24 protein-coding genes and 1 tRNA gene are annotated in these 26,502 nt (G+C 38.3%); 10 read left to right on the top strand and 15 right to left on the bottom strand.

The features are described from left to right. Positions 1 to 63: 63 nt before the first annotated feature. The gene (locus H5122_RS19000) at positions 64 to 702 is read left to right on the top strand and encodes a tetratricopeptide repeat protein (protein WP_024597265.1); all 639 of its coding nucleotides are present in this window, start codon (positions 64 to 66) and stop codon (positions 700 to 702) included. A gap of 69 nt (positions 703 to 771) precedes the next feature. Here the strand turns inward: H5122_RS19000 and H5122_RS18995 are convergent, their stop codons facing one another. Continuing rightward, complete coding sequence (locus H5122_RS18995; RefSeq protein WP_002957877.1) at positions 772 to 2,619, bottom strand: sodium:proton antiporter; 1,848 nt, start codon at positions 2,617 to 2,619, stop codon at positions 772 to 774. A gap of 870 nt (positions 2,620 to 3,489) precedes the next feature. On the opposite strand from H5122_RS18995, the gene proB reads away from it, so the two are divergent. Together proB and H5122_RS18985 are read left to right on the top strand one after the other, a co-directional pair. Further along, positions 3,490 to 4,596 carry a glutamate 5-kinase gene (proB, locus tag H5122_RS18990; RefSeq protein WP_002957876.1) on the top strand — a complete coding sequence of 369 codons (1,107 nt, stop codon included), beginning with the start codon at positions 3,490 to 3,492 and terminating at the stop codon, positions 4,594 to 4,596. After that, the gene (locus H5122_RS18985; protein WP_182682961.1) at positions 4,593 to 5,840 is read left to right on the top strand and encodes a glutamate-5-semialdehyde dehydrogenase; all 1,248 of its coding nucleotides are present in this window, start codon (positions 4,593 to 4,595) and stop codon (positions 5,838 to 5,840) included. The genes proB and H5122_RS18985 overlap by 4 nt, the downstream gene beginning before the upstream one ends. Before the next feature lie 71 nt (positions 5,841 to 5,911). Here the strand turns inward: H5122_RS18985 and H5122_RS18980 are convergent, their stop codons facing one another. From H5122_RS18980 to H5122_RS18965, 4 genes are all read right to left on the bottom strand, one after another. Continuing rightward, complete coding sequence (locus H5122_RS18980) at positions 5,912 to 8,119, bottom strand: EAL domain-containing protein (RefSeq protein WP_182671469.1); 2,208 nt, start codon at positions 8,117 to 8,119, stop codon at positions 5,912 to 5,914. A gap of 59 nt (positions 8,120 to 8,178) precedes the next feature. Beyond that, entirely contained in the window at positions 8,179 to 11,397 is a 3,219-nt protein-coding gene (locus H5122_RS18975; protein WP_182682962.1) for an ATP-binding protein, read from the bottom strand. After that, on the bottom strand, positions 11,397 to 12,659 hold the full coding sequence (locus tag H5122_RS18970; protein WP_182671467.1) for a PotD/PotF family extracellular solute-binding protein: 1,263 nt from the start codon (positions 12,657 to 12,659) through the stop codon (positions 11,397 to 11,399). Before H5122_RS18970 ends, H5122_RS18975 begins: the two co-directional genes overlap by 1 nt. A gap of 179 nt (positions 12,660 to 12,838) precedes the next feature. Then, positions 12,839 to 12,914: transfer RNA gene (locus tag H5122_RS18965), tRNA-Ala, on the bottom strand. Between the two features lie 166 nt (positions 12,915 to 13,080). Here H5122_RS18965 and H5122_RS18960 point away from each other — a divergent pair. Together H5122_RS18960 and H5122_RS18955 are read left to right on the top strand one after the other, a co-directional pair. Beyond that, positions 13,081 to 13,476 carry a hypothetical protein gene (locus tag H5122_RS18960; protein ID WP_182682963.1) on the top strand — a complete coding sequence of 132 codons (396 nt, stop codon included), beginning with the start codon at positions 13,081 to 13,083 and terminating at the stop codon, positions 13,474 to 13,476. A 1-nt stretch (position 13,477) separates the two neighbouring features. Beyond that, positions 13,478 to 13,978 carry a prolyl-tRNA synthetase associated domain-containing protein gene (locus tag H5122_RS18955; RefSeq protein ID WP_182682964.1) on the top strand — a complete coding sequence of 167 codons (501 nt, stop codon included), beginning with the start codon at positions 13,478 to 13,480 and terminating at the stop codon, positions 13,976 to 13,978. On the opposite strand, the gene H5122_RS18950 is transcribed toward H5122_RS18955, so the two are convergent. Then, a complete protein-coding gene (locus tag H5122_RS18950) occupies positions 13,945 to 15,093 on the bottom strand; it encodes an MFS transporter (RefSeq protein ID WP_182682965.1) in 1,149 nt (382 codons plus the stop codon). The two genes, H5122_RS18955 and H5122_RS18950, sit on opposite strands and share 34 nt — an antisense overlap. Before the next feature lie 198 nt (positions 15,094 to 15,291). On the opposite strand from H5122_RS18950, the gene H5122_RS18945 reads away from it, so the two are divergent. The 4 genes from H5122_RS18945 to H5122_RS18930 all read left to right on the top strand — a co-directional run bounded on the left by H5122_RS18945 (position 15,292) and on the right by H5122_RS18930 (position 18,472). Further along, on the top strand, positions 15,292 to 15,831 hold the full coding sequence (locus H5122_RS18945; protein WP_002957867.1) for a DUF2058 domain-containing protein: 540 nt from the start codon (positions 15,292 to 15,294) through the stop codon (positions 15,829 to 15,831). A 182-nt stretch (positions 15,832 to 16,013) separates the two neighbouring features. Further along, on the top strand, positions 16,014 to 16,337 hold the full coding sequence (locus H5122_RS18940) for a c-type cytochrome (protein ID WP_002957866.1): 324 nt from the start codon (positions 16,014 to 16,016) through the stop codon (positions 16,335 to 16,337). Positions 16,338 to 16,502: 165 nt separating this feature from the next. Further along, positions 16,503 to 17,270 carry a class II aldolase/adducin family protein gene (locus H5122_RS18935; RefSeq protein WP_010554363.1) on the top strand — a complete coding sequence of 256 codons (768 nt, stop codon included), beginning with the start codon at positions 16,503 to 16,505 and terminating at the stop codon, positions 17,268 to 17,270. Positions 17,271 to 17,296: 26 nt separating this feature from the next. Continuing rightward, positions 17,297 to 18,472: a mandelate racemase/muconate lactonizing enzyme family protein gene (locus H5122_RS18930; protein ID WP_007375956.1), complete on the top strand. Its 1,176-nt coding sequence runs from the start codon at positions 17,297 to 17,299 to the stop codon at positions 18,470 to 18,472. 94 nt (positions 18,473 to 18,566) lie between these two features. Here H5122_RS18930 and H5122_RS18925 read toward each other — a convergent pair whose 3' ends face one another. The 8 genes from H5122_RS18925 to zapB form a co-directional block, all read right to left on the bottom strand. Next, positions 18,567 to 18,938, bottom strand: coding sequence for a hypothetical protein (locus tag H5122_RS18925; protein ID WP_182682966.1), 372 nt, complete (start codon positions 18,936 to 18,938; stop codon positions 18,567 to 18,569). 49 nt (positions 18,939 to 18,987) lie between these two features. After that, the gene (locus H5122_RS18920) at positions 18,988 to 19,827 is read right to left on the bottom strand and encodes an amidohydrolase (RefSeq protein WP_182682967.1); all 840 of its coding nucleotides are present in this window, start codon (positions 19,825 to 19,827) and stop codon (positions 18,988 to 18,990) included. After that, a complete protein-coding gene (locus tag H5122_RS18915) occupies positions 19,824 to 20,552 on the bottom strand; it encodes an SDR family NAD(P)-dependent oxidoreductase (protein WP_182682968.1) in 729 nt (242 codons plus the stop codon). Before H5122_RS18915 ends, H5122_RS18920 begins: the two co-directional genes overlap by 4 nt. A 21-nt stretch (positions 20,553 to 20,573) precedes the next feature. Continuing rightward, positions 20,574 to 21,062, bottom strand: a complete 489-nt coding sequence (locus H5122_RS18910) for a peptidylprolyl isomerase (RefSeq protein ID WP_002957860.1) — start codon at positions 21,060 to 21,062, stop codon at positions 20,574 to 20,576. A 66-nt stretch (positions 21,063 to 21,128) separates the two neighbouring features. Next, a complete protein-coding gene (locus H5122_RS18905) occupies positions 21,129 to 22,598 on the bottom strand; it encodes a LysM peptidoglycan-binding domain-containing protein (RefSeq protein ID WP_182675627.1) in 1,470 nt (489 codons plus the stop codon). 55 nt (positions 22,599 to 22,653) lie between these two features. After that, the gene (locus H5122_RS18900; protein WP_182682969.1) at positions 22,654 to 23,676 is read right to left on the bottom strand and encodes an MBL fold metallo-hydrolase; all 1,023 of its coding nucleotides are present in this window, start codon (positions 23,674 to 23,676) and stop codon (positions 22,654 to 22,656) included. A gap of 63 nt (positions 23,677 to 23,739) precedes the next feature. Then, positions 23,740 to 24,045 (bottom strand): cell division protein ZapA, encoded by a 306-nt coding sequence (locus H5122_RS18895; RefSeq protein ID WP_002957856.1) that lies wholly within the window; start codon positions 24,043 to 24,045, stop codon positions 23,740 to 23,742. Further along, positions 24,045 to 24,275 carry a cell division protein ZapB gene (gene zapB / locus H5122_RS18890; RefSeq protein WP_002957855.1) on the bottom strand — a complete coding sequence of 77 codons (231 nt, stop codon included), beginning with the start codon at positions 24,273 to 24,275 and terminating at the stop codon, positions 24,045 to 24,047. The genes H5122_RS18895 and zapB overlap by 1 nt, the downstream gene beginning before the upstream one ends. 238 nt (positions 24,276 to 24,513) lie before the next feature. Between zapB and H5122_RS18885 the strand changes: the two genes are divergently transcribed. Further along, positions 24,514 to 25,353 (top strand): 23S rRNA (adenine(2030)-N(6))-methyltransferase RlmJ, encoded by an 840-nt coding sequence (locus tag H5122_RS18885; protein WP_182682970.1) that lies wholly within the window; start codon positions 24,514 to 24,516, stop codon positions 25,351 to 25,353. Between the two features lie 108 nt (positions 25,354 to 25,461). Here the strand turns inward: H5122_RS18885 and H5122_RS18880 are convergent, their stop codons facing one another. Next, positions 25,462 to 26,280, bottom strand: coding sequence for an META domain-containing protein (locus H5122_RS18880; protein WP_182682971.1), 819 nt, complete (start codon positions 26,278 to 26,280; stop codon positions 25,462 to 25,464). Positions 26,281 to 26,502: the final 222 nt, after the last annotated feature.

The following is a 26,502-nucleotide window of genomic DNA, read 5'->3' as shown; positions in this document are numbered from 1 at the left end:
AAAATTCACCTTGGAACGATCTTTGTATATTATTTAATAAGTTTATTTATATAAGTGGTGAACATGCGTTTATTTAATCGTAATTGCGTACTAAGGCTTTCGTTAATACCGCTGTCTTTATTTATAGCAACCAACAGCTTAGCTACAGAAAGCCCTGCTGCTGTGCCGCTGTATACAGAATCAGAGCTAATTGCGTTAATAAATAAAAATACGCATTTAGCGCGCGTAAAGGCAGATGATTGCCAGTTGGTGCAAGATATAGAAGCACGAGCCAATAAAATGGCATTGCCGTCTTATCAATTTTTATACGGCGATATGCTGGCTTATAACGTGTGCGTTGATCGCAATGTAGAGTTAGGTGTGTATTACATGCGAAAAGCAGCTGAGCAAGGCTTAGCGGCAGCGCTAGAGCAATTGGGACGATACTACGACACTGGTCGCTTAGTTCAGCAAGATAAAGCAATGGCAATTACCTATTTGCGTGAAGCCTCGTCGCAAGGCAATTTAAAAGCACAACTACGTTTAGTTAAATTATTTAATGATGGCTATGGCAGCCCGCGTGATTTTGAAGATGCCTATCGTTGGCTATTTAATTCTATGGTGGCAGATAAAGCGACTCATAAAAAAATTGAGCGAGCGCTGACTAAGTTAGCGCAAAAAATGCCAGATAGTGTGGTTGCTCGTGCCCGCCTTCCTATTTAATGGCTTTTAAAAACAAAACCCTAACTTTTTAAGTTAGGGTTTTTTAGTTTTTACAGTTTGTAAAAGTATTTAACTGTCTTCTTTAGCCTTTGTTTGCGGGTCTTTTAAAACTGACATTTTAGGCGGCTGCAATGCAACAACGCGTTCGCCTTCTTGCGGCGGTTTTTCCATGTTGATTGTAAACGGTCTTAGCTTAATTGGTGTATCGTCATCACTGTCTTTATCACCTTTGAGAATAAATAAAGGGATAGCCTCAGGGTTCATTTCTAAGTATTGTTCCCAGCTAAACTCATCCGAGATACGTGTTGAACTAACCTTACCGCCTTTAGCTATAATACTGCTTAAACGTGCATACGAGCCTTCGTCTCCAAACAGTATTTGTCTAGATAAAAACGTTGCGCTGTCTTTATTTGCTTTTGCATGCGACGTTGATGAGCGTAGCGAAAATACATTTTTTTCATTAAGTAAATGAGAAAAGTATTGAACACCTAACGCATTATGATGACGATTTGGCGATAACGCTAATACACTACGAATCGTTGTTAGAGGTAAGTAGCGTTCAGCATGCTCTGATTGCGGGTTACCATAATAACAAGCTAAACCATCCATACGTGCCATTCTGCAGTTTTCCCATGCAGGATCTGACAGGTGAACCGGAATGTTTTGCTCTTGTAAGCCTCGGCCGATTGCACGCGATACATGGTTTGCACCAATAATTAATATTGTATTTGGCGACGGTTGGCGTACACCTAATAGCTTGGCAACAGGGATGGCGGTTAAGCTCTGTAGTACAACGGTAATTATAATTACTGTAAATATAAGAGGTACCATTTTTTCAGCATCAGCAACACCAGACTCCATCATACTAAGCGCAAATACCGACCCAACGGCTGCGGCGACTATACCGCGTGGAGCTATCCAGGCAAGTACCAAACGAGACTTCATTGGTAAGTCAGTACCAAAGGTCGAAATAGCAATACACAGTGGACGAGCAACAAAAAGCACGATAGCTAAAAATATAAATACATCGCTGTCGAGCATCATTAAATCAGAGAGCTGTAAGCGTGCTGCAAGTAAAATAAACAGCGTTGATATTAATATCATCGACAAGTCTTCTTTGAACTCAAGTACAGAATCTATTTCTAAATCGTCTTGGTTAGCAAGCCAAATACCAAATACAGTCACTGCTAATAGGCCCGATTCATGGCTTAAATAGTTTGATACAGAAAAACTAATGAGTACTAATGCCAATATACCAAACTTATGTAATTCAAATGGTAGCCATTCGCGGCGCATTAATAGTGTTGTTAACCAACCAGCAGCAACACCAATACTTAATCCAACACCTAGGGTTTTAACTAAAGCAATAATAGTGTGGCTAAATACTTCGCCTTGGCCTACCAGCATTACGGCTTCAAATACTAATACAGCGAATAATGCGCCGATCGGGTCTATTACAATACCTTCCCATCGAAGTATGCGGTCAATGTCTTGTGTTGGGCGCATTGAGTTTAATAGCGGTGCTATAACAGTAGGGCCTGTTACAACTAGCACTGCACCTAATACCGCAGCTACACGCCAATTAAGTTCAAGTAACCAATAGGCGCTGAGACTAATAATAATACAGGTAGTAAGCATGCCGATGGAGCAAAGGTTCCTTACAACTTTTCCGATTCCTTTTAGCTCTCTGAAATGCAGAGTTAAGGATCCTTCAAATAAAATGATGGCAACGCTTAGTGATACAACTGGAAACAGTAAATCACCTAACAATGCATCAGGGTCTAAAACACCACTAAATGGCCCAAGTAAAAGACCAGTAAGCAATAAGAAAAGAATAGCGGGCACTCTAAAAGCCCACGCGACCCATTGGGCAAGCACAGAGCAAAGTGCGATACCGGCTATGTAAATTGCTGACATAGATTAAGAATTCCTTATTTATGACGGTTTGTTTAGAAAGTATAACTTTTGTTAATTATTAATACAGGGGTATACACGGGAAATTCAAATATTACTAATCAATTTTAGCTGCTTATAGAAGATTAGTAGGCTTAAATTATTTTGCGCGTGTAAAGCCGCCTTATTTTAAGCGGTATTAATTGTTTAATTGGTTGAATTTTAATAGCAATCTAACACCACAAACGAGGAGGAATTAGCTTCGCTCGAATTTTAACCTTGATTTTTAAGGAGTATTTAGTGTAATATACTTCGTGTTCTAATAATTAGTTATCTAATGAAGTTTATTGGAAGTAAAAGTGGTTTGTTAATCTTAACGTCATTTTTAATCTTTATAATCATGCATTAGTGGTGTTACTAGTATTCGAACACTACATAATTTCATTTGCCGAACTCTTGGTATGGTTTTGCTAAACAAGTTTATTTAATTATTTAAGTAAATAAAGGTTTGAGTTGAACTATTACTTTCAATGTTTAACCCCCATCGTGGCGGTTAAATCTCGGTCCTTTGGTCTTCACCCTATCTGTTGGTGTATCAGACTTTAGAGGCTCTATGTATGTTGTTAATAAAAAAGCCACACACAGCTTTTTACAGCGATGCATAAACAACACTTTTAAATTTTTTGATTAGTGCTGCTCAATATTATTGGGTTGTTGCTACTTTATACTTAACCTTAAATCTAAGCTTATTGTTTTAGATATGGTTTTCGCGTGTGTGTAAAAAAAGTGTTGCCTAAATGAAAGACAAATTCGAAGCTATGTTTTAAACCTAGCTACTTAGTTTTAGCTCGCCTAATTAAGGTGAGCGCAGATAAAATGGAAAGTTGAGCATTTATGCAAAAGTTAAATTGGCGACGTATCGTACTTAAAGTAGGTAGTGCATTAATTGCACCAGATCAAGATGGCTGCCGTTCGCGTTACATATTAACCATCGCACAGTTCATTGTTCGTTGTCGTGCCCGTGGAATCGAGGTGATTTTAGTATCATCGGGTTCTGTAGCTGCTGGCGCGCATTTATTCCCATCAGACAAACCACGCTCTGTGGTAATGAAAAAAGCAATGGCGGCAGCAGGTCAAACAGAAATGATTGCCATGTGGGACCGCTTTTTTGACTTTCCATCTGCGCAGCTATTATTAACGCATGGCGATTTACGTGACCGGGAGCGTTACCAGAGCATCCGTGAAACCGTGTTCACTTTACTTGAACATGGTGTACTTCCTATCATTAATGAAAACGATGCCGTAACCACCGACGATTTACGAGTAGGTGACAATGATAACTTATCAGCAATGGTCGCAGCAGCTGCCGATGCCGATGCTTTATTAATATTCTCAGACGTTGATGGGCTATATGATAAAAATCCTAACTTACATGATGATGCGGTGTTACTGCCTGAAATAAAATCAATTGATGAATCTATTTATGCTATGGCAGGATGTGCTACAAGTGCGGTAGGTACTGGTGGTATGAAAACTAAAATAGAAGCGGCAGAAAAAGCAACATCACATGGTATAGCGACTTATATTATAAATGGCTTTAAAGAAGAAACATTTACAAAACTGCTAGCTGGAGAAAACCCAGGTAGTGTATTTTTACCGTACGAAAAACCGATGCAGGACTCTATTCATTGGATGACACATACAGCAAATGAGCAAGGTGAAGTTGTTGTTGATGGATCATTTGATGAATCTCTTGAAGGTGAAAGTGGATGTATTCGTGGTGACGAAATCATGGAAGTTCACGGTGAATTTGCCGTGGGTGATACCATTTTAGTACGTAGTGAAGACGGTACGCGTTTAGCTAAAGCGACCGCAAATTATAGTAGCTGTTTGTTAAACTTTATTGCAGACAACGAACAGAGTGAATTCAGCGAAAAAATGCAGGATTCAATTGGACCAGTTATATCTGAAAAACATATCGCATTATTGGAGAAGTCATGAGTTTAATTACGGACATTTCACGTCAGGCAGCTAAAGCTGCACATACACTTGCTTTACTCGATACCGAGACTAAAAACCAAGTATTAGTTGAAATGGCAGCGGCACTAAGAGAGCACAAAGCATTTATAATAAAAGAAAATGAAAGTGATTTAAGCGCAGCACGCGACAATAACTTAGCAGCCTCAATGATCGACCGCTTAACGTTAAACGATGAGCGTATTGAAGCAATGGCAGAAGGTATTGAAGTAATCGTAAGCCTTGATGATCCTGTTGGTCAGCTGCGTGATATTACTGAGCGCCCAAATGGTATTAAAATTCGCAAAATGCGAGTACCTCTTGGCGTTGTATGTATGATTTACGAAGCACGCCCGAATGTGACAGCAGACGCTGGTGCATTATGCTTTAAATCAGGTAATGGCGTAATTTTACGTGGCGGCAAAGAAGCACTTAAAAGTTCACAAGCTATCGCAAGTGTAATGCACAGCGTACTTGAGAAGCACAACTTACCGGTATCACTTATTTCAGTGATTCCAGATCCAGACCGTGCGCTACTAATGGAACTAATGCAGCAACGTGAAAGCATTGATTTAATCATTCCACGTGGCGGCGAGGGTTTAATTAACTTTGTTACTGAAAACAGCACGATCCCAGTGATTCAGCATTACAAAGGCGTTTGTCATCTATATGTAGATAAAGATGCAGACCTAGAAATTGCGCTTAACTTACTGCTTAACGGTAAAACGCAGCGTACCGGTGTTTGTAATGCACTAGAAGGTTTAGTTGTGCATCAAGATGTGGCAGATGAGTTTTTAAATCTGTGTGCAGTTGTATTACGCCAAGAAGGTGTAAAAATAAATGCTGACAGCTTTGCAGCTAAATATTTTGATAATGCAACTGTGTTAGCCGATAACGAATTTGGTGAAGAATATCTAGACCTAGAAATCGCTATTCGCGTTGTACCAAACTTTACGGCAGCGGTTGAACACATTGCACAGTTTGGATCAAACCATACAGAAGTAATTTGTACTAAAAATGAAGCTGCTGCAGAGTTATTCCAACGTAGTGTTGATGCTTCTGTAGTAATGGTTAACGCATCGTCTCGTTTTTCTGATGGCTCACAATTGGGCTTAGGTGCAGAGATTGGAATAGCTACTTCCAAGCTACATGCATACGGTCCTATGGGCCTCGAGTCACTAACGACCGAAAAGTATTTAGTTAATGGAGTTGGCCAAGTTCGCGAGTAACCGCAAAAATTAAGTCCATAAAAAGCCGAGCATATTCATGCTCGGCTTTTAGTTTATAAATCACGCTACAGTTACTTTAACTTTTTAAACCAATCACTTGCAGGTTCAGGTCTGTGTAAATAATAGCCTTGCAGAATAACCTCAGGATACTCCTGTAGTAAATCAAAGTGGGACTGGTTCTCAACGCCTTCAGCAACTATCTCGAGTTCAAATAAACGACCTAAGCTTACAATCATATCAATAATTAGTTTGTCGTTGTTATCGGTAGGCGCCTCTAAAACAAAAGAACGATCAATTTTAAGTTCTTGTATTGGTAATTGTTTAAGGTAGGTTAAGCTCGAGTATCCAGTACCAAAGTCGTCAATTGATACTCTAATACCTAACTTCTTGAGAAAGTGAACAGCTTCAATAGCCGCTTCCATATGATTAAGTAACGTACCTTCAATTATCTCAATAGTGAGTTGTTGAGGATTAATGTTATGTTGCTTTATCTGTTGGCTAATAAAGTTTAAAAAACGCGCTTCATGAAAGTGCCTGCCACTTATATTAATTGATAAGTTTAACTCAGGGTGAGTTTTACCAAGTTGCGTTAGTATTTCAAGTGCATTTGAAGTTACCCAGCAATCTAAATCGTAAATTATATCTGACTCTTCAGCTATAGATATAAACTCACCAGGGCTAATAAAGCCTTTTTGAGGATGCTCCCATCTTAATAAAACTTCAGCGCCTTTAAGGGTTTGGTTTCGATCAAATTGGGATTGTAAATATAGCGATAGTTCATTATTAGAAATAGCTTTACGTAAATCTTGTTCTATTTCAAAACGGCGTTTTGCTTGCTCGCCAAATGAAGTATCAAAAAAGGTAACTCTATTGCCGCCTTTCTCTTTTGCTTTGTAACAGGCCGCTTCACAGTTACGAATAGTCTCAATAGCACTTTCCCATTGATCTTCTCGTGGAAAAATATAGGTGCCAATACTTACTGTTAAGCTAACGTCTTGCTCAGCAACGACAAATGGATGGTTTACACTTGCAAGTAGCTCTTGGGCTTTATTTTCAGCCATTGCTTGAGCTCTAGCTCTGCCCACACCTTTTTCAACTGTACACAGTACTGCAAACTCATCACTGCCTAAGCGAGCAATAACATCTTTTTTACTCACCTTAGAATGAATTCGTTTAGTTAATTCTTTTAAAATATTATCGCCAGCGAGTAAGCCTAATCCATCATTGATTGAGTGGAAGCTGTCTATATCAATAATATAAATATAGGCATAACTATTTTCGGTACTACAAACTTGAAGTTGTTGCTCTAACTGCTTTAAAAACCCATTTCGGTTGGGTAAACCTGTAAGTTCATCATGCCATGTAAGGTAATGAATTCTTTCTTGGGTTACTTTAACGCTCGAAATATCACTGAATACACCAATATAGTGAACGTTAGTATCTTGATCGCCTTTAACCAAACTGAGAGTTAGTAGCTCTGGATAAAGTTCGCCATTTTTTCGTCTGGTTACAAGTTCTCCACTCCAATAGCCTGCTTGATTTGCATGTTCCCATACTTGGTCAAAGCTAATGCTAGGATGGTTATTTTGTTTAATATCGTGCAACTGCATTTGTAGTGAGTCTGATTCACAGTAACCGGTTATACGACAAAATGAAGGGTTTACCGCAATAATTTTGCCGTTACTATCGGTAATAACAACACCATCGGCAGTTCCCGTTAGGGCTTGATAAAATAATTTTTGTTTTGATGACAGTTCTCTTAATTCTTCTTCTCGCTGGCTAAGCTCTTTCGCAAGAGACTCTATTTCGAGTAGCTTGTCGTGCAGATCAAAGTTTTTTTCTATTAACCTGTCTAGCATGCCTTGCGCTGTAATGTGTGTACGAATACGCGCTCTAACTAGAGCTAGTTTATAAGGCTTATGTATGTAATCAATTGCGCCCATTGCAAAGCCTTTTTCTTCAGACTCTTCTTCTGTAAGCGCTGTTACAAATATGACAGGGATCCCTTTGGTATTTTGTTTCGCTTTGAGTATATTACATACTTCGTAGCCGTCCATGCCTGGCATCATTATGTCTAATAAAATCAAGTCAGGCCGAGTTGACTCAATAAAGATCAAAGCCTGCTCACCACTAGTAGAAATACGTACATCGTAGTCAGTTAAAAGTCCTTCTACTAATACGTGTAAATTACTAGGTTCGTCATCAACAATAAGAATTAAAGGTTTATGCTTTTGTTCTGTGGTTAATCCATTATTGTTTGCGAGGTAATTTGAATGCACTATCTGTCCTTCTCTGCGTTCTTTACAATATTAAATCTAGTTCAGGTTAGTGGTTATGCCTAATTTTTATTATCGTTTCTATACTTATCAATAAGCTCAATTACTAACGCGTAGTTAAAGTGATCAATTGCTTCTTTGAGCTTAAATAGAGAGTGGCCTCTATCATATTGATTCATTTCTAGCTGTCTAACCAAACTGCTAGGTACGGGGCGAGCCGTTAATGCTAATGAGTATATATTATCAATAACCGAGTCTTCGTTTTCTAGTTCATGTTGCTGTATATGTTCTTTTTTAAAGCTATCAGCTATCAAAAATTGTTTTACAGCAAAAAGTGTAAGTATTAATTGCTCATTAAAATGAGATAAATTAATACTTTTCTTATCTATTAAGCTTTCCTCAACACTTTGCGCGCTTTGTTGCAGTAGCTCAAAGCCTAATGTGCCGGCCAAGCCTTTGAGTGTATGTACTAGTCGAATTAAGCTTTCTAACTCTCCATTTTTGATTAATATATCAGCTTTAATCGAAAAGTCATTGTAATCGTTGACAAACTGAGTAAATAATTTAGCTAACAATTCGTCATTGTTTTCTAGGTTTTCTTTTGCTAAAGGCAGGTTTATAGTGCTCAGAGATTCGCTACTTTGCAGATGCTTTTCAATACTTTCGTAAAGCGCATCAAAAATAATCGGTTTTACTAAAAAGTCATCCATACCCGCTCTAAACGCTGCTTTTTTATCATTAGGATCTGCGGCTGCCGTAATGGCAATTATGGGAGTTTTGTAGCCTCGTTCTCTTAATATGCTTGTTGCTTCAAGCCCATCCATAACTGGCATTTGAACATCCATAAAAATAATATCGATGTCATTTATCTCGACTTTATCTAATGCATCATGTCCATTATCAGCAATGATCACGGTCATATCTAATCTTGCTAAAAGGGCGGAGGCTATTTCTTGGTTAATTCTATTATCATCAACAACTAATGCATTAAAACCCGAGAATTTAGGGTGAGGCTTTAATTGCTTTTCTTTGAAATTATTTGGTGAAAGCTTTCTTAAAACTTCAACTTCACTATTTTTATTACCGATAATTATAATGTCTATATTTTCATTTTTTGCAATTGGCTCAGGAGACTCTTCATCGGTAATTAATAAAATCAGTGTCAATTTTTCATTAACGTTTTTATTTTGAGCGTACAGTTGTTGTAAAATAAAGTTATCGTTGAGCTCTTTTTTTTCTATCGACATTATTACAATACTAAATGGGCTACTAGGCTGAGACATTTTTGCAATGGCTCTTAATGGTTCTTGTGTTGTTTCTGTCGTTATATTTATATCACTTAGTAAGTCCATTAATTTTTTAATTTGCTCATTATCGGGGCTAATTAATAAGGCGTGTTTTTTAAGCTTTTGTTGCTCAGATAAAGTAAAGGGTAAAGTAAAGAAAAACTCGCTACCTTGATTAATCGTGCTCCTTACTTGTATATCTCCGCCCAGCAATTTAGTTAATTGTTTGCTTATAGTGAGTCCTAAACCGGTCCCACCATACTTTCTTGTTGTGCTTGAGTCACCTTGCGAGAAAGACTGGAATATAATTTTTGATTGCTCTTGCGTCATCCCAATACCCGTGTCTTTTATACTAAAGCGAAGGTTTATTGTTTTTTCGTGTTGAGATGTCGCTTCTATAATTAATGATATTTCACCATGCTCAGTAAACTTAATTGCGTTACCTACACAGTTATTTATTATTTGGCTTAAGTGCATTGGGTCGCCAATAAGTTCAAGCCCTGCATCAACGTGTAAAGTAAAGTTTAATAACAAACCTTTTTGCTTGGCATTTGTTGAGAATAAATTTTGAACGTTAGAAACAATAGTATGTAAAGTAAAAGGGATTTGCTCTAACTGGACTTTTTCCGATTCTAGCTTAGAAAAATCTAGAATATTATTTAAGATCTGCAATAAATTTTGAGCACTTGAAAAAGCTTTATCTGCGTAGTGTTTTTGCCTTGAGGGAAGCTCGCTGCTTTGTAAAAGTTGCAACATACCTAATATGCCATTCATTGGGGTGCGAAGTTCATGACTCATATTGGCTACAAAATCTATTTTTGTTTTATTGGCTTTATCGGTTTGCTCCATAGCGCTCGTCAGGTCGGCATTCATTGCTTCCATTTGGGAATTTAATACGCGGGTTTCATTGAGTAGCTCTTTGGTTTGCTTATTTTTTAAATATAAAGCATTAGCTGCTTTTATTACCGATGCTATTTCAGTTTGATTTTGGCTGTTATTTGAAATAGTTACTGGCTTTTCGCTATTCATATCTTTAAGTAATAAAGTGAGCTGAGTAATTGGTTTTATAACCGATCTAAAAATAAAATAGCTTAAAAATAAAATGATTAACATAATTAAAACGGCAAATATATTTGCCTGTTCTGTATTTTTTGTTAAGTGGCTACTTAGTAGCTCTTCTGTTTTGATAAGTTTATTTTTTTCTATGTTTTTAATTTCATTAGTTAAATACAGCAATTCGTTTTCTATGCCTGTAAGCACTACATTTACAGAAAAAGTGTAGCTACGGGTGAGTAATACAAGTTGGTTATAAGCTTGTTTTAAGCTTGTTGTTTTATTGGAGAGGAATTCATTTATTACAGAGGTGCTCGTTAGTTTTTTATGTAAGTGATTTAAGTTTTGTTTTACATTTTGTGCTTCATCAAAATTAGGTTTATAGAGATAGCTTATAATTGCGTGTTTTAAATTACTTATTGTGAGTAAAACATCGTTAAAAATAACTTTATTATCATTGTTTGAAGACCCTTCTAAATCACTAATTGTTACCTGCAGATCATCAATAGGCTGTTTGAACTGAGTAGTGTAAAGGCGTTCGCGTTTTTGTCTGTTTACGACAACTTGGCCAAATGTATCTTGGTAATTATTTAAATACTCGCCAAGGCGTATTAGTGAGTTTTGATACTCAGGGGTCTGGTTTTGAGTGTTTGTTTTTAGCTGCTCGAGATTTAGATTTGCCTTATTTAAGTAAAAATTAAATTTGGTAATCGTATTTTCATTTGCATTGTCAATAAATGAAACTGCATGCCCTTGCAGGGAAATAATATCTTTTTCTAAGTTAGTTACAGCTTCACTTTGAATAAGCGCGTTATGTTGCGATTTTTGCAAGTTAAGTAAAGACGTTTGCGAATAGTTAAACAAATAGCTCTGTAAAAGAAGTAATCCAATCAGCGAACACAGAGCTAATATTATTTTTGATTTAATTGAGTTTATTATCATTATCGGCTAATCAACTCATACCATTTTTGCAGGCTGTAGTCATAGGTTGGCATAACTGTATTCCACACAGCTACATTACTAAAGCGTTTATGGTAACTACCGCCATTACGTTGCCCACCTGCTTTTACAGCTACGTCGCCATTGGTATTTAATAAATCTATGTTTGTTGCTTTTCCACCGTACCAGTAATCCCATTCAGACTGAGATAGGAGTAGTTTAGAGCGCTGCGGGTTACTAATGTAATAACCTTGGCGAGCAATAAATGCACCAGGCCAGCCTGAAAGCCACCAATTCATATAATCGTAAGCTGCATCTTTTGCGCTACTTTGTATTTGTGACGATAAACACATAACACCATGCCAGCCTCGGTAGCCTTCTTTTGGCGCGGCAAATTGAACATTAATATTTTGGCTGTTTAATGCAGAAACTGCAGGCGAAAACATACTTTCTATATGGGCTCGTTTACTTTTCATAAATTCAATCGACTCAGGAACCGAGTTCCAATAGCCACTAAAGTGACCTTGGCGTTTAAAGTCGAGTAATATACTAAACAATCTATCAAGTTCTGGGCGGGTCATTGCACCTATATTGTTAAATTTTATAAGCCCTTTACTTTGTGCTGCTAGGGCTAGGTCAAATAATCCAATGGTAGGCGCATTTACAATAGCTACTTTACCTCTGTTCTCGTCATCAAGCAGCCAACTCCAGCTTTCTGTTTCGTATGCTATACCGGGCTTAATAAAGTCGGTGTTGTAACCAAAAGAGTCAACATTATGCACATAAGGTAAAAAGCTAATATGATCGCTTTCTTGTGCGCTTAACGTGCCATCGGGTTGAACATTTAATAATTTATAGGGGGCATCACCTGCACCAATACTTGCAGTTTCGGTTAGTTTTCCCGTTTTAGTAAGTGGATTTATTTCGTTAAAGTAGGTGAGTCGTTTTTTTTCTATTGGCTGAATGGAACCTGCATCCCAAAGCACATTAATGCTGTTTGACCACTGTTCGTATAAATCAAAGGAGCTAGGGTCCATTGATGCCTTTTGCAAAACAGCAGCGCTGCCTGCGGGAGTAAATTCTATATTAATACCCAAGTCACTCATCGCTTGCTTGCGGATAGCCTCTTGGAGTGTTACATGCGTACCAAGCACTCTTAATGTGACTTTTTTTCTGGCAAAAACATAAGGCGCATGTGTTATTGCACCTGCTGTTAAACCTATTGCAGCTAGCTTTTTTAGCGTTGAACGCTTAGGGTTGTCCATGTTAAGCCTAAAGTACTAATGTGTGATATTATGTATAGCTAAGAACTTGTAAAGACACAAGTTGAATGGATAAATTTAAAATTATATAGAATGAAAAATTAGAATGTTAGGGTGTCAAAAAATAATAAAAACAGTGGAAAAATAGAAGAGTAGAACGAATTTGAAAAGGAGTAGGAAAGTGGTGGAGCTAAGCAGGATCGAACTGCTGACCTCCTGCGTGCAAGGCAGGCGCTCTCCCAGCTGAGCTATAGCCCCACATTCCTAAGTTACATATAATGTAACTGCTTGACTGCTGAGTTCCAAGCGGGACGAACTTTAAGTTTTTTTATAAATTTGGTCAAGTATTTTTTCGTAAATTTTCACTGTTTACGTCAATTTTTGTTAGACTCGGCTTAATTCAAAACTAAAACGATAAAAAACAATGAAAAAATATGTTCTAGCGCTTATGGTTTTACTCGCTGGCTGTGCCTCAAATGATGAGCCGCCTTTTAAAATAAATAATAAACAGTTTCACGAAAAGCAAGATGAGCAAGGCAATAAGCTTTTTGCTTATGTTGTTTCGGTAAAAGCTAAGCATCGTGAAAACTTTAACCTTGACCGTGGTCCTAATAAGAGACCAAGTCGTGGTGAGGTTAAGCAGTATATAGAGAAAGAGCATTTTGAAGAATCGAGCATTCTGAAGTTACAGCTAGAAGACCAAGCAGTTGAATTATTAAATCAAGAACTAAAAGATCGTAAGTATTGCGACAATAAGCATGAAGTTAATGATGTTTTATGGCGAGATTTGAGTGTACAACTAAGAGGGCGTTGTTTGTAATATGTTGGCGGATAAAACTAAGTTAGCAGAGATTTTGGCGCACCTAGATATTAACTATGATGTAATAGAGCATCCGCCGCTGCATACTAGCTTAGCGGCTGATGAGTTTATGATTGAGCGCCCAGGTACTCGTCTTAAAAACCTATTTTTACGCGATAACGAAGGCAGGCGACACTTTTTAGTTATTACAGCGCACAATAAGCAACTCGACTTAAAGGCACTATCAAAGCAACAAGGGCTTTCGCGTTTAGGGTTTGCATCGAGTGAGCGCTTAGCAACGTATTTAAAAGTGGCTCCTGGGTGTGTATCTATGTTGGCTCTTTTAAATGATAAGCAAAACGAAGTGAGCTTATGGGTTGACCAAGATATTTGGCACGGTGATTTGTTTCATTGTCATCCGTTTGAAAACACCCAAACATGGTTGCTTAGTAAAGCTGATTTAGAAACATTTTTTAATTACACAAAGCATCAACCGCGCGTTGTATTTTTACCCTCAAAATAAGCCCACATAATTAACGATAAACCACATAAGCAAACCGCAAGCAGCGTAAACATAAACGCTGTTTGCCCATGATGTTGGTATACCACACCGGGTAATAACGACCCCAATGAGCCACCACTGTAATAAAACGATACATATCCGCCATTGGTTACACTTGGTGGGGCTTTACTGATTTTATTAACGAGCGGTGCGGCAGTTGAATGAATCACAAACATAGCACCACAAAACAAAGTAAATGCGATTAAAAATAAGCTAAGCTGATGGCTCATTAATAAAATAATACTCACACTATAAAAACTAAATACCGCAGTTAATAAATGCCAAGGCGAAGGGACTTTTTTAAGTAACCAAGGTGCAGCAATAGAGGCGAGGGCACCAATTAAATAACCACTGTAAACTAAACCTATGTCACGAGTATTGGTAATTAAAAACGTGTTTTGTAATATAAACGGTAAGTAATTAAGCAGTGCAGCGAAACAAAAGAACATACAAAAAACGGCGCCGTAAACTTTAAGTACAGCGCCTTCTTTAAGTTGTTTAATGTAATCGAGTGGGGAGAGCTGCGACTGTTTAGCTGGGTTTGTAAAGCGAGAATGCTTAACTGTCAAAGCTAAGCAAATAAGCATAAAAGCAATTACGTAATAAAAGCCCTGCCAATTCCATAAGTCGCTAAACAAAGCGGCAAGCACACGTCCAAAGTAACCACCAACTATACTGCTACCAATATATAGGGTCATATTTTTTTGAAGTGTATCAGCGCTATAACTCATGCCTATATAGCTAGTCATTGCTGTTAAAGCTGCGGGGAGCGTTAAACCTTGTAAAAATCTGACTAATAATAAAAGCTCAAAGCTAGGTACATAAATAAAAAGTAAGCAGCTAAGGCCTAAAAGCACCATTGCAATACGTAATATAAGTAGTGGATTTATTTTTGCTAAAAATAAACCATAAACGAGCGGGGCAATGGCTAAGGGCAGCATAGTTGCAGTCATTAAGCTGCCAGCTACCGCAGGTGCTACATTAAATTCGCTCGCAAAAAGGCTAAGTAGGGGTTGCGGTGCATAAAGCACAAAAAATATAAATACCGAGCAAACGAGTAGATGAGGTAAACGCATTATATGGCTTGTGCATTTGCTGATTGGTTGTCTGGTATTGTATTAAAAATTGCTTTTAATTCATAATTAAAACCATAGTCATTGCGCTATATCATGGTTTGTTTTAACTAGTTTGCTAGATTAATGTCGATAGCGCTGTTATTTGAACTCGTTGGTGATTAAAATAGCGATAATATTAGTTTTTAGTGGAACAAAGTCATGGGTTCATTACAAGACCAATTGCTTCAAGCAGGATTAACAACATCGCATAATGCTAAAGTTGCTAAATCAGAAAAGCGTAAGCAACAAAAAAAGCAAAAGAAAGGGGCTACTAGCAACCCAAGTGATCTGCAAAAGCATATTCAACAAACCAAGCTAGAGCAGCAAAAAAAAGCTGAAGAGCTTAACCAAACACGCCAAGTGAGCTTAAAGCAGCGCGAACAAGAAGCGCGTGTTAAACAAATTTTAGAACACCACAATCAAGACGCTATTCGTGGTGAGCGCACATTTAATTTTACTTATCAAAATAAAGTAAAAAATATCGACGTTAACGAGAAAACGCAAAAAGCGTTATCGGGCGGTCGTTTAGCTATTTGTGTACTCGAAGGGCAATTTTACGTATTAGACGACGAACCAGCACGCAAAGTGGCTGAAGTTGACGAAAAGTATATTGTTTTTCATGTAGAGCCAGAAAACAAACCAAAAGATGAAGATGACCCATACGCAGACTTTGAAGTACCAGATGATATAGTGTGGTAATAGTTATTAAGGGTAAGCTCATTTTTATTTGCTAAAGTATATAAAAGTGAGACAGAAACGAGTTAGCGGTTTTTGGTTAAGTTGATCGTCTAGCGTCGTTTCGTACGTATGCTTTTTATTTGATTGTTTACTACAATCAATAGAACAGTTTTTCTAACCGTCAAAAAAGAAGAGTAAATACAATGAGCAAGATGAAAACACTACTATTAGGCGCGGGTATTACTTTAGCCGCAAGCTTCTCGTTTAATGCAGCAGCTGCCGATGGCGCTGCACTTTATACCGCTAAGAATTGTCAAACTTGTCATGGCGCTGAAGGTAAAGCACCAATTATGGGTATGTACCCTAAACTAAACGGTCAAAACAAAGACTACTTAGTAGCGCAAATGAAAGACATCAAATCAGGTGCACGTAATAACGGTATGACCATGGCTATGAAAGCAATGGTTGCAACGGTAACTGATGAAGAGTTTGAAGCAATTGCAGATTACCTAGCTAACGTAAAATAATTTACGCAGCTATACCATTTTAATGCAATTGGTATTTTAGTTTTATAAACAGCCACACAATAGTGTGGCTGTTTTGTTTGGTGTTTGCTATAAAATAGAGACTGCTTTAGACTTCTAAACATCTGTTCGTACAGGTTAATAATGTACGTTTTTAAAAGGCTTATTATGTTTGATTTACCCCAACTCGATTTAAAAAATAAAGTATCAGCACAAGAGTGGCAACTTCGTGTTGATTTAGCCGCGTGTTATAGACTGGTAGAGCACTTTCGTTGGGGGGATTTAATCTATACGCATTTATCAGCACGTTTGCCTGGCACCGACCACTACTTAGTGAATGCGTTTGGTTTAACCTTTGATGAAGTAACTGCCTCTAATTTAGTAAAGGTCGACTTAGACGGTAACATTATTGACGATACGCCATTTAGTATTAATCCAGCTGGTTTTACTATTCACAGTGCGATTCACGAGGTACGCGAAGACGCTCATTGTGTTATTCACCTTCATACTAAAGAAACAATCGCAGTCGCTACACAAAAAAATGGTTTATTACCGCTTAGCCAATATTCAATGTTTTCACTGCCATCGCTTTCTTATCATGGCTACGAAGGGCTTGCAGTAAACGACGACGAGCGAAAAGTGCTGCAAGATGATTTGGGCAGCACTAACCATATGTTATTGGTAAATCACGGTGGCTTAACAGTAGGCCCAACGGTAGGCGATGCGTTTATGCGCTTTTATGATTTACAGCGAGCGTGTGAAATTCAACTAGCGCTACAATCAAGCTCGCAAGAGGTGATTGAAGTACCGCAACCTATAATCGACAATATTTATAATCAAGCAAACGTAGTACACAGTGGCAGCACCGGCGGGCAACTTGCGTGGCCAGCAATGTTACGAAAAGCGTATCGACTTGACCCTAGTTTTGCAAAATAACCCATAGCGGTTAATAAGGAATTTTAATGAAAGTAAATCGCGTTGAAGTATTTGATATTCACTGTCCTGATAGACCTTCTTGGACACCTGTGTTTGTACGAATTCATACTGACGAAGGTATTAGTGGTGTTGGCGAAGCCGGCCTTGCATACGATTTAGGTCACAGTGCTGCAGCGGCTATGATTAAAGAAATGGCCGACGCCTTTTTAATCGGCCACGACCCATTTCAAACAGAAAAACTATGGTCACGTATGTTACGTGAAAGTTTTTGGGGTTTAGGCGGCGGACCTGTTGTATATGCTGCAATGAGCGCAATTGATACCGCACTTTGGGATATAAAAGGTAAAGCGCTTGGTTTACCTGTATACCAGTTATTAGGCGGTAAAGTTAACGACAAACTACGCACTTACGCATCGCAATTACAGTTTGACTGGGATAGCGAATTTAAAGCGCTAGTACAACCGCAAGAATATGCAGAAGCGGCTTTAAAGGCGATGGCCGAAGGCTACGATGCAGTAAAAGTAGATCCAATTCAGTACGATAAAGACGGTAACACTTATTACGACCGTACAAAAATAATCTCACGCACTGAAATGAAGCTATACCGTGCACGTATGCAAGCCATTCGCGAAGCAGTAGGCGACGAAGTGGATATTATTTTTGAATGCCACAGTTTACCTGGCGTGACAACAGCCATTCAGTTGGGTGAAATTGCAGAAGAATTTGACTGTATGTACTTTGAAGAGCCAGTTAACTATTTAAACCATTCATTGCATGCAAAAGTAGCAGATAAAGTTAATGTGCCAATTGCTGGTGGTGAACGTTTGTATAATCGCTGGGGTGTGCGCCCGTACTTAGAAGATCAAAGTATTGATGTTCTGCAACCTGATATTGGTTTATGTGGTGGCTTTACCGAAACTAAAAAAGTATGTGATTACGCAGATATCTTTGATGTGCGTATTCAAGCTCACGTATGTGGCGGGCCTGTTGCAACAGCAGCATCACTGCACTTAGAAACGGCTATCCCTAACTTTTTGATTCATGAGCACCACACTTATGCGATTAAAAAGTGGAACCGCGAGTTATGTTTACAAGACCCACAACCTAAAAATGGTTTCTTTGAAGTGTCAGAAGAGCCAGGGTTGGGTATTGAATTAAATGATGAGATTGTTATGCGTTCTCAACGCGTAGAAATAAAATAATAGTCTTTTAACCTAACTTTAGGTCATGCATTAAAAAGCCGGTAAGTGATTAGTCACTTACCGGCTTTTAGTTGTTTGGTAAAGTTTTAGCTTGTTATAACTCGTTAATTCTACATTCTACGTCTTTAAGCTCAATAGTGGCTTTACTATCAAGGTGGCGTATATAGCATTGCTTGCCTTTAATCATCAATTCAAACTGATCGGGTGTATTGCGACTTTGCGTGTCGATAATATTATTACCATCCACATTGCTAAGGGTTACTGTGCTGCTGGTAGTAAATACATTCTCAGCTAATTGAGTTTCTTGTATATGTACAAGTGTTTTAATTGCTTTGCTAACGGCTGTTTTATTTGGCTTTGACAGTAGAGCATGTTGCAGCTTAGGTGTAGGGTCTGGATTTTGAGATATGCAGCCATTGAGAAAAAACGCAGAAAATACAACGATTAGTAAAAAGGACATTTTCATAAATTGGCCGTATTATTATAAAAAGAGAGTTTAATATAACTAGTTTTACTTAAACTTGGTAGTAGTGCTTAGCGTTTGCATAGCTAAGGTCATGCCATGTCTTATCGTTTGAGCATAACGCCTTATGGGAGTGCCATAGAGTGTTGTAGCTTGTATTTATTTGGCACACAGGAAAGTTGCTTGCAAACATAATACGCTGCTGGCCAAAGTGATTAAAAAGGATATTAAAACACGCTGCTTGTTGCTCACTGGTAAGTTGTAGTAATTCAAAACCAGAGAATTTAATTGCTATGTTGTCGTGCTGAGCAAGTAACTCAGCACCTTGTTGCCAGTCATTTAAATTACTTGGCAGTCCTGCATGATTAATTATAATTTGAAGCTGCGGTAGCTGCTTAGCGTAGTAAGCTATTTGTTTGGTTATTTCGCTATTTTCAATATCAAATTGAGCTTCAAAATGCAGTTTATTTGTAGCCAATAAATTAAGGTTATTAATACAATGAGGGCTTTTTAGTCTCACTGCATTATCTTCTTCGGTTATATCTCTTATACCACAAAGGCTTGAATGAGCCAGTGCATTTAGCGCGTGATTAAATTGCTCTGCGGGCGCATCAATTTGGTTGTAACTAATAGCCTTAAATGAAAGGTTTTTTAAATGCGAGCTTAGCCAGTTTAACTCGTTTATAGGTGATTGATTATCAAACCCAGCCTCAATGTGCACAATACCCGCAAGTTCAAAATCAGTACTTTTAACAAGTTCCTCTGCACTTATTGGTTGTTTAATTCTTTCTAGGTTAGGCCATGCTGGTGGGTTTTCGCCTTGTAGCCAAGTATATTGCCCCTCGGCAAGATTAAAAAAATGCACATGAGGGTCAATAATTTGCATGCTCATTGGGCAGTGTAACCACCATCAATACTTTGTAGGCTGCCTGTAATAAAACTGGCATCGTCACTTGCTAAAAAGCTCACAAGAGCAGCAACCTCATCGGCTTGACCTAATCGGTTAAGCGGTTGAAGACTTGCTTCCTCGGCAACTATTTCTGCTTTGTTTGCGCCACTTTTTGCGCAGTACGCATCTATCGCGTTATGAAATAGCGGGGTTTCTATTGTGCCAGGGCATACCGCATTTACTCTAATATTAAAGCTCGCGTAATCAAGCGCCGTTGTTTTGGCCATTGAGGCAAGGGCATGTTTTGTTAGGTTATACGCAAAAGAGTTTTGCTTACCTATAATTGCTTGATCGGATGCGACTAATATAATAGCGCCGCTATTTTGCGCTTTCATGCTTGGCAATACGCTTTGTACTGCGGCATAGGCGCCTTTAACATTAAGCGCAAAAAGTGCATCGAGAGTTTGCTCGTCGGTGCTTTCTATATTTGCGCTTAAGTGTTTTCCAGCATTAGAAACAAGTACATCAATACGTTTGCTTTGTTCACAGATAGCGTTGATGCAGCTTTGTACCGCCGATACATCACTTACATCACACTGATGAAATATACCAGTTTCGCTTGGCTCTATATCAAGGTTATGTACTTTATAGCCATTACTTAGAAAACGCTTTACAACGGCTAGACCAATTCCTTTTGTACCACCTGTAACTATTGCAACTTTAGACATACTTACTTCCTTTATTGCTAACTAGTGAGAGTGACCGCAGCCGCCTTCAGCGTGCACATGTCCGTGAGAAACTTCTTCACTCGTCGCTTCACGTACAGATACAACTTCAACGTCAAACGTTAGTGTTTTGCCCGCAAATGGGTGGTTTAAATCACAATCTGCGTTAAAACGACCAACCTTAACTATAGTAACCTGATGACGACCTTGGTTAGAGCTAACCATTGCTGTCATACCTGGTTTCCATACTTTAACGTCGCCTTGTAGGTGCTTAAGCGGAATACGTTGAATTAAGTCATCAACACGCTCGCCGTACGATTCACTTGGCTCTAGAGTTACACTAAATTTTTCGCCAGCTTCTTTACCTTCAAGTGCTTTTTCTAAACCAGGAAGCATGCCTTCGCTGCCATGAATGTAAGTAAGTGGCGCTTCGTTTGTGCTACTTTCAATTTGCTCGCCCGCTTCGCTAAGGGTGTAATGAAATTCAACTGCTGAATTTTTGCTAATTTGCATGCTTGTCTCTTCAAATAATAACTATGTTAGGGCGCAATTTTACGCGAAATATACGTGTTTATAAACTTAACGTGGCTGATTTAGTGTTTTTTGTAAATCTAGCAGTAAATCTTTTTTTATTGGTGCTGCTTTTTGCTTTTCAGCCTGTGGTATAAACAGTACTAATTGAGTGCCAGGCTTTAAAATACTTGATGCAGAGAGTTTGTTCCATTTTGCCAAGTCGCTATGAGGTACATCATAAAGCTGACTTATACTCCAAAGGCTATCGCCTGACTTAACTTCGTAATCTATTTCAATGGTGGGGATCGCAATCTCTTGGTGTTCTAAATAAGGGCTGATTTTGTAATCAACAGTTAATGTGCTTGGCAGGGTTTTAGGTTGTCCAACTAATAACTTTTCTCCAACACCTATTAAATTATTATTTTTATTATTAAGTTGTTTTAAAGCTTTTACAGACATACTAAAACGCCTGGCGATACTGTAAAGCGTATCGTTTTGTTTAACGATGTACTCTCCAGCAAAATTTGATTTAAAAAACTGACTTTTTAATAATGCTTCTTGTCCTATAGGTAGCAGTAAAGTATGCGGCCCATTAGGTGAGCTTTGATTTTTTAAATACCCCTGATTAATAGCATGTAACTGCTTTGAACCTATACCAGAGAGCTTAGCTATGACTGAAAAATCGAACTGCTGGCCTATATTCATCTGTGTTGTAAATGGTTTATATGCAAGCTTTGGACGTTTAATGCCCTTTTGTGGGTGTTTAACTAAATAGCTTAAAGCGAGTAACTTGGGTACATAGTCAGCGGTTTCTTTTGGCAGACTGAGCGACCAGTAATCGGTACTTTTACCGCGTTTTTTGTTTTTTTCGATTGCGCGTTTAACACGGCCCTCACCACTATTATAAGCGGCCAAAGCATGTAGCCAATTACCATCAAAGCGTTTATGTAAGTAACTTAAGTAATCAAGTGCAGCATCGGTTGAAGCAAGTACGTCTTGGCGCCCGTCATACCATTGATCTGATTTAACACCAAAGTGATGCGCCGTTGCGCCAACTAATTGCCAAACACCAACAGCTTGCTGTGATGAGGCTATTGTTGGTCTAAAATCGCTTTCTACAAATGGTAGTAAAGCGAGCTCCATAGGTAATTGCTTTTGCTCAATTTTTTTTACGATGTGATACAGATAAGGCGCTGCGCGTTTGCTCACCGTTTGTAAGTAGTTAGGTTGCTTTGCATACCAGCTGATACGCTTTTTTAAGGCGCGATTTTGATAAATCGTAAAGTGTAGATTATTGGCTATATGCACCCACAGATCGGTGGTTTTAGGTGGGCGCTTTTTTACGATTGTTTTTTTGAATTGAAGTGGCGTAACTATCTCATTAACTTGAGGCGTTTGAGCTATTTCCTCGTCAGTATCATAAGTATAGTCAGGCTCAAAATGAGTAAATATTTGTGGAGCTTCTTGTGGTTCTTGCTCCGTTGATTGACAACCAAATAACAAAACACCCAAACAACATAAAACCAAACTGCGCATAGTGATCACTTTTGTAAATTCCTTTTATTATTTTAACACAATCCGTTGTGTTGAGTTATTCTGCGCTTTTTGCGCGATTTAGGCCAGCTTGTAAAAAGAAGTTGCTCGATTTTGTATTAAGCGCTTCTTGTTTATAAGGCTCAATAACTGATTCAGGAAACGATAGCATTAACTGCTCAATACTTTGATCTTTATTGTTTTTAACGTGCTCTGTTATGGCTGTTAAAAATGATAGTGGCTGTTTCAGCTGCTCTTTTGTTAATGTGCCGCCGTGGCCAGGTATAATAATAGTGAGCTTTTCGTCGTTAATATATTGCTTAAGCAACGTTTGCCAACTTTTAAGTTCACCGTGTCCAGGGTAAGGAAGCCAGTCAACGATATCGCCACCAATCAGCACACTGCCATTATTAGTAGTAATAGTTAAATCACCGTTAGTATGGGCTTGCTGCGGCTCAAGCGTTACCTCAAAACCACCAAGGTCGATAATTTTACGACTATTAATTACTATTTCGGGTTTGCTAAGCTGATACTCCTGCCAGCGAAAAAGTCGCTTTTTTGCAAGCTTCAACTTATCACGCCATTTAGGTTGCTCTTCTTTGGGTACATTCGCTAATCGTTGGTAGCTCAGCTCAATGCTCTTTTCATAGGTGTCTAGTTTGTCGGTATATGCTGTTTGGTAAAGGCTAAAATTTTTATTTACTTGCTGATGAACAACGAGCTTGGCATCAGGATAAAAATTTTGCATAACCGCCATACCGAGCAAGTGATCGTCATGGTAATGCGTGGCAACCAAATAGCATAAAGGTGTTTTAAGGCGTTTTTTTAAATCTTCAGCAAGTTGTTCAACTGCAGCAAAATTGGCACTCGTATCAACCAGTAGGGCACATTTTTCGCCTTCAATTAATACTTGGTTAGAGTCGTAAAAGCGAAGCTTGTCTTGTTGCTTTAAAAACTGAATATGAGGGTTTATTGTATTCCAAATAACGGCAGCGTAGGTGCTAGGTGCTATTAATAGCAAAGTACATGACAATAGTAAGTGCTTACATGAAGAGGTTATGTTTGAAAGTTTTAACTTCATTTATTATCTCTACGCTGAGGTTTAATTACTTTAATAATAAACAAAAAGCGCAGTATGCGCTTTTTATTTTTGGTGTTTGGGGTCATTTGCCAAATGCTGACTGAGTTTATCAATCAATTGGTCTTGATGCTGTTGTTCAACTGTAGCCTGTGTTTTTGCTTCTAGCAATTCGTGGCTTAAGTTTAATGCTGCCATTAGTAGGGCTTTTTGATCGTTTCTAACGGTTGAGCGTTGTTTCATTTGCTCAACTAAGTCATTTAGATTTTTAGCTGCTGCTATTAATGCATCTTCCTGCCCTTCGGGGCAAGCAAATTGCTGCTCTTTACCTAGCAACTCAACAGTGACCCGCTGGTTTTGCAGCTCAGACATTAGCTAGCCTGTTGTGCGCTTTGTAATTTATCAAGAAGACCAGATAAAGTAGTGCTGGCATCTTTTTGCTTTTCTTCATTTTCTAAAGCTTCAAGCTGTAGTAATTCGTTTTCATCGCTTAGTTTAGTGTTCTGTTCTTTTAAAGTAGCAACATCTGTTTGTAATTGATTATTACGTTCGATTAAAGAATCGATCAGTTGTTCGAGTTGTTGAAGAGTAGTGTTGTTCATAAAGGCGCTCATATAACTGTAATTAATGTCATGCAAATGTAAAGCAAAGTGTGTTGATTTGCCAGCATTTACGGTGGTTTTAGCTGATTTTTCTTCTGCGTTAAGGGATAATTCAGCATATGAGCTTTTTCATTCAGAAATGGTTCACTTTAACACTCTCTTATCTTGGTGTGAGTTGCCAAAGCCTAGTGCTTATGGTTCACTTACGATATTAAATTGCGTATGGCGAAAATAAATAATGCTTAGTTACAGACACTCATTTCATGCGGGTAATCCTGCCGATGTACTTAAACATTTAGTACTGGCACAAGTACTAAATTACCAAACAATTAAAGATAAACCGCTTGATTATATAGACACGCATTCAGGTGCTGGTTTTTTTGAACTGGCAGCTGCTGATGCGCAAAAAACGCAAGAGTATCAAGATGGTATTGAAAAACTTTGGCAACATAAAAGTGAACATGCTGAGCTTAATGAGTACATTGAATTAATTAAGTCATTTAACGACACTGACGAACTTGCATTTTATCCGGGTTCACCAAAAATTGCAGAGCATTACTTGCGCCGCCAAGATAAGGGTTGGTTTTTTGAACTGCACCCGCGCGATTTATTATTACTTGAAGAAAATATGCAAGGTAAGCGCTCCATTCGTGTGCGCGGAGAAGATGGCTTTACCGGCTTAGTAGGATTATTACCACCAGCATCTCGCAGAGCGTGTGTGTTAATTGACCCTCCGTACGAAATTAAAGATGACTACGAAACGGTTGTAAAAACCTTAATTAAAGCTCATCAGCGTTTTGCTACAGGTACTTATATGATTTGGTATCCGGTAGTAGACAGAGAGCGCATTGATAATATGGAGCAGGGCTTAATTGATTCAGGAATGCGCAACATTCAGCTATTTGAATTAGGCACTGAAGCGGATACTGACGTACACGGCATGACAGCATCTGGCATGATTGTGATTAACCCTCCATGGAAGCTAAAGCAAACAATGGATGCAATAATGCCTGAACTTGTTGATTTGTTAAGTGAGCCAAGTGGTTTTTACAGAAGTGAACAACTCGTTGATGAGTAGCTTTAAATAGCGCTTACAATGAATGATAAAATGCCCAGCTTTGCTGGGCATTTTTATTTGAAATATATACGAATGTGTTAGGTAATACATATATTAGGGAGCTAAATATTAATTAAAATAAACTGCGTTAAAAGTAGCAAGCGTATTACCGCTGTTGTTTTTAAGTTTCAGTGACTCGCCTGTAATTTCCCACTTTGAAGTATTGTTAAGTACGTTAGACATAGCTGCCTCTTGGTCCATATTCTCCGAACACATCTTTTTTGTACTCGCTAACTGACTAAGTGTAATTGTGTGCTGCTCGGTGCTATAACTTCCGCTAAAATTATTACAGCCTAAAAAGCCATTAACACGGTAGTCTTTATCGAACTGAATAAACGGCTCTTTAGTTGTAACATTTACTGTTTGAGCATTGATTGTTATTGCTTTCCAGTACGTGTTTGTAAGCGTTACGTCTGGCTTTTCAACGGATACTTTTGAAAGCTCAATTTTATAAGGGCCAGTTAGCTGTGATTCTCTAAATGGGTCGTTATTTGTGGTACTTGTGTAAAGTACTTTGTCTTTATTTATGATTCTGGCGCTTAGGCTATAGCGGTGTTTATCGTTAACTTTACTGGCATCATAAGTTAGCTCTACAGTAAATGGTGGGACTTGGGTAATATCAATCACTTCTTGGGTTATTATATCTGCTTTTACATCCATTTTAGATACATCCGAAAGCGTAACTATTAACTGTGAACCGGGGCGAAGCATACTGCGATCTTTGTAGCTAACTTGGGTAGTTAGAGTCGATATTGATTTTGCTTGCTCTGTATTTTCAGTCGGCTTTGTTTGTTGATCACAACCGGTTATAGCAAAAGCGCTCAGTGCTAATAAACTAAGTCCTGTAAGTGCTTTTTTACGTGAATGTACTGCTTGATGCGTTTCCATGTTTGTTATCCTTACTCAATATTATCCCCCTAGTGTATTACCTAGTGACTTAATCATTCCTTAACTTATTTTAAACATAAAAAAAGGCGCATTAGCGTAATGCCAGTCAGTTAAGCTGACTGGCATCTTTCTTTTTATGAGGATACTTAGATGGTTTTGGCTTAACCCATCGGGGATATCTTCTATCCTCTCGTCTAGCTGGAAGCTTAAATAAGAGCAGTG

This window comes from Pseudoalteromonas sp. SG43-8 (assembly GCF_014164245.1).
GTDB classification, from domain to species: Bacteria; Pseudomonadota; Gammaproteobacteria; order Enterobacterales; family Alteromonadaceae; genus Pseudoalteromonas; species Pseudoalteromonas distincta.
Note: the sequence above shows the minus strand (reverse complement) of the source record. Positions and strands in the feature narration are given on the sequence as shown.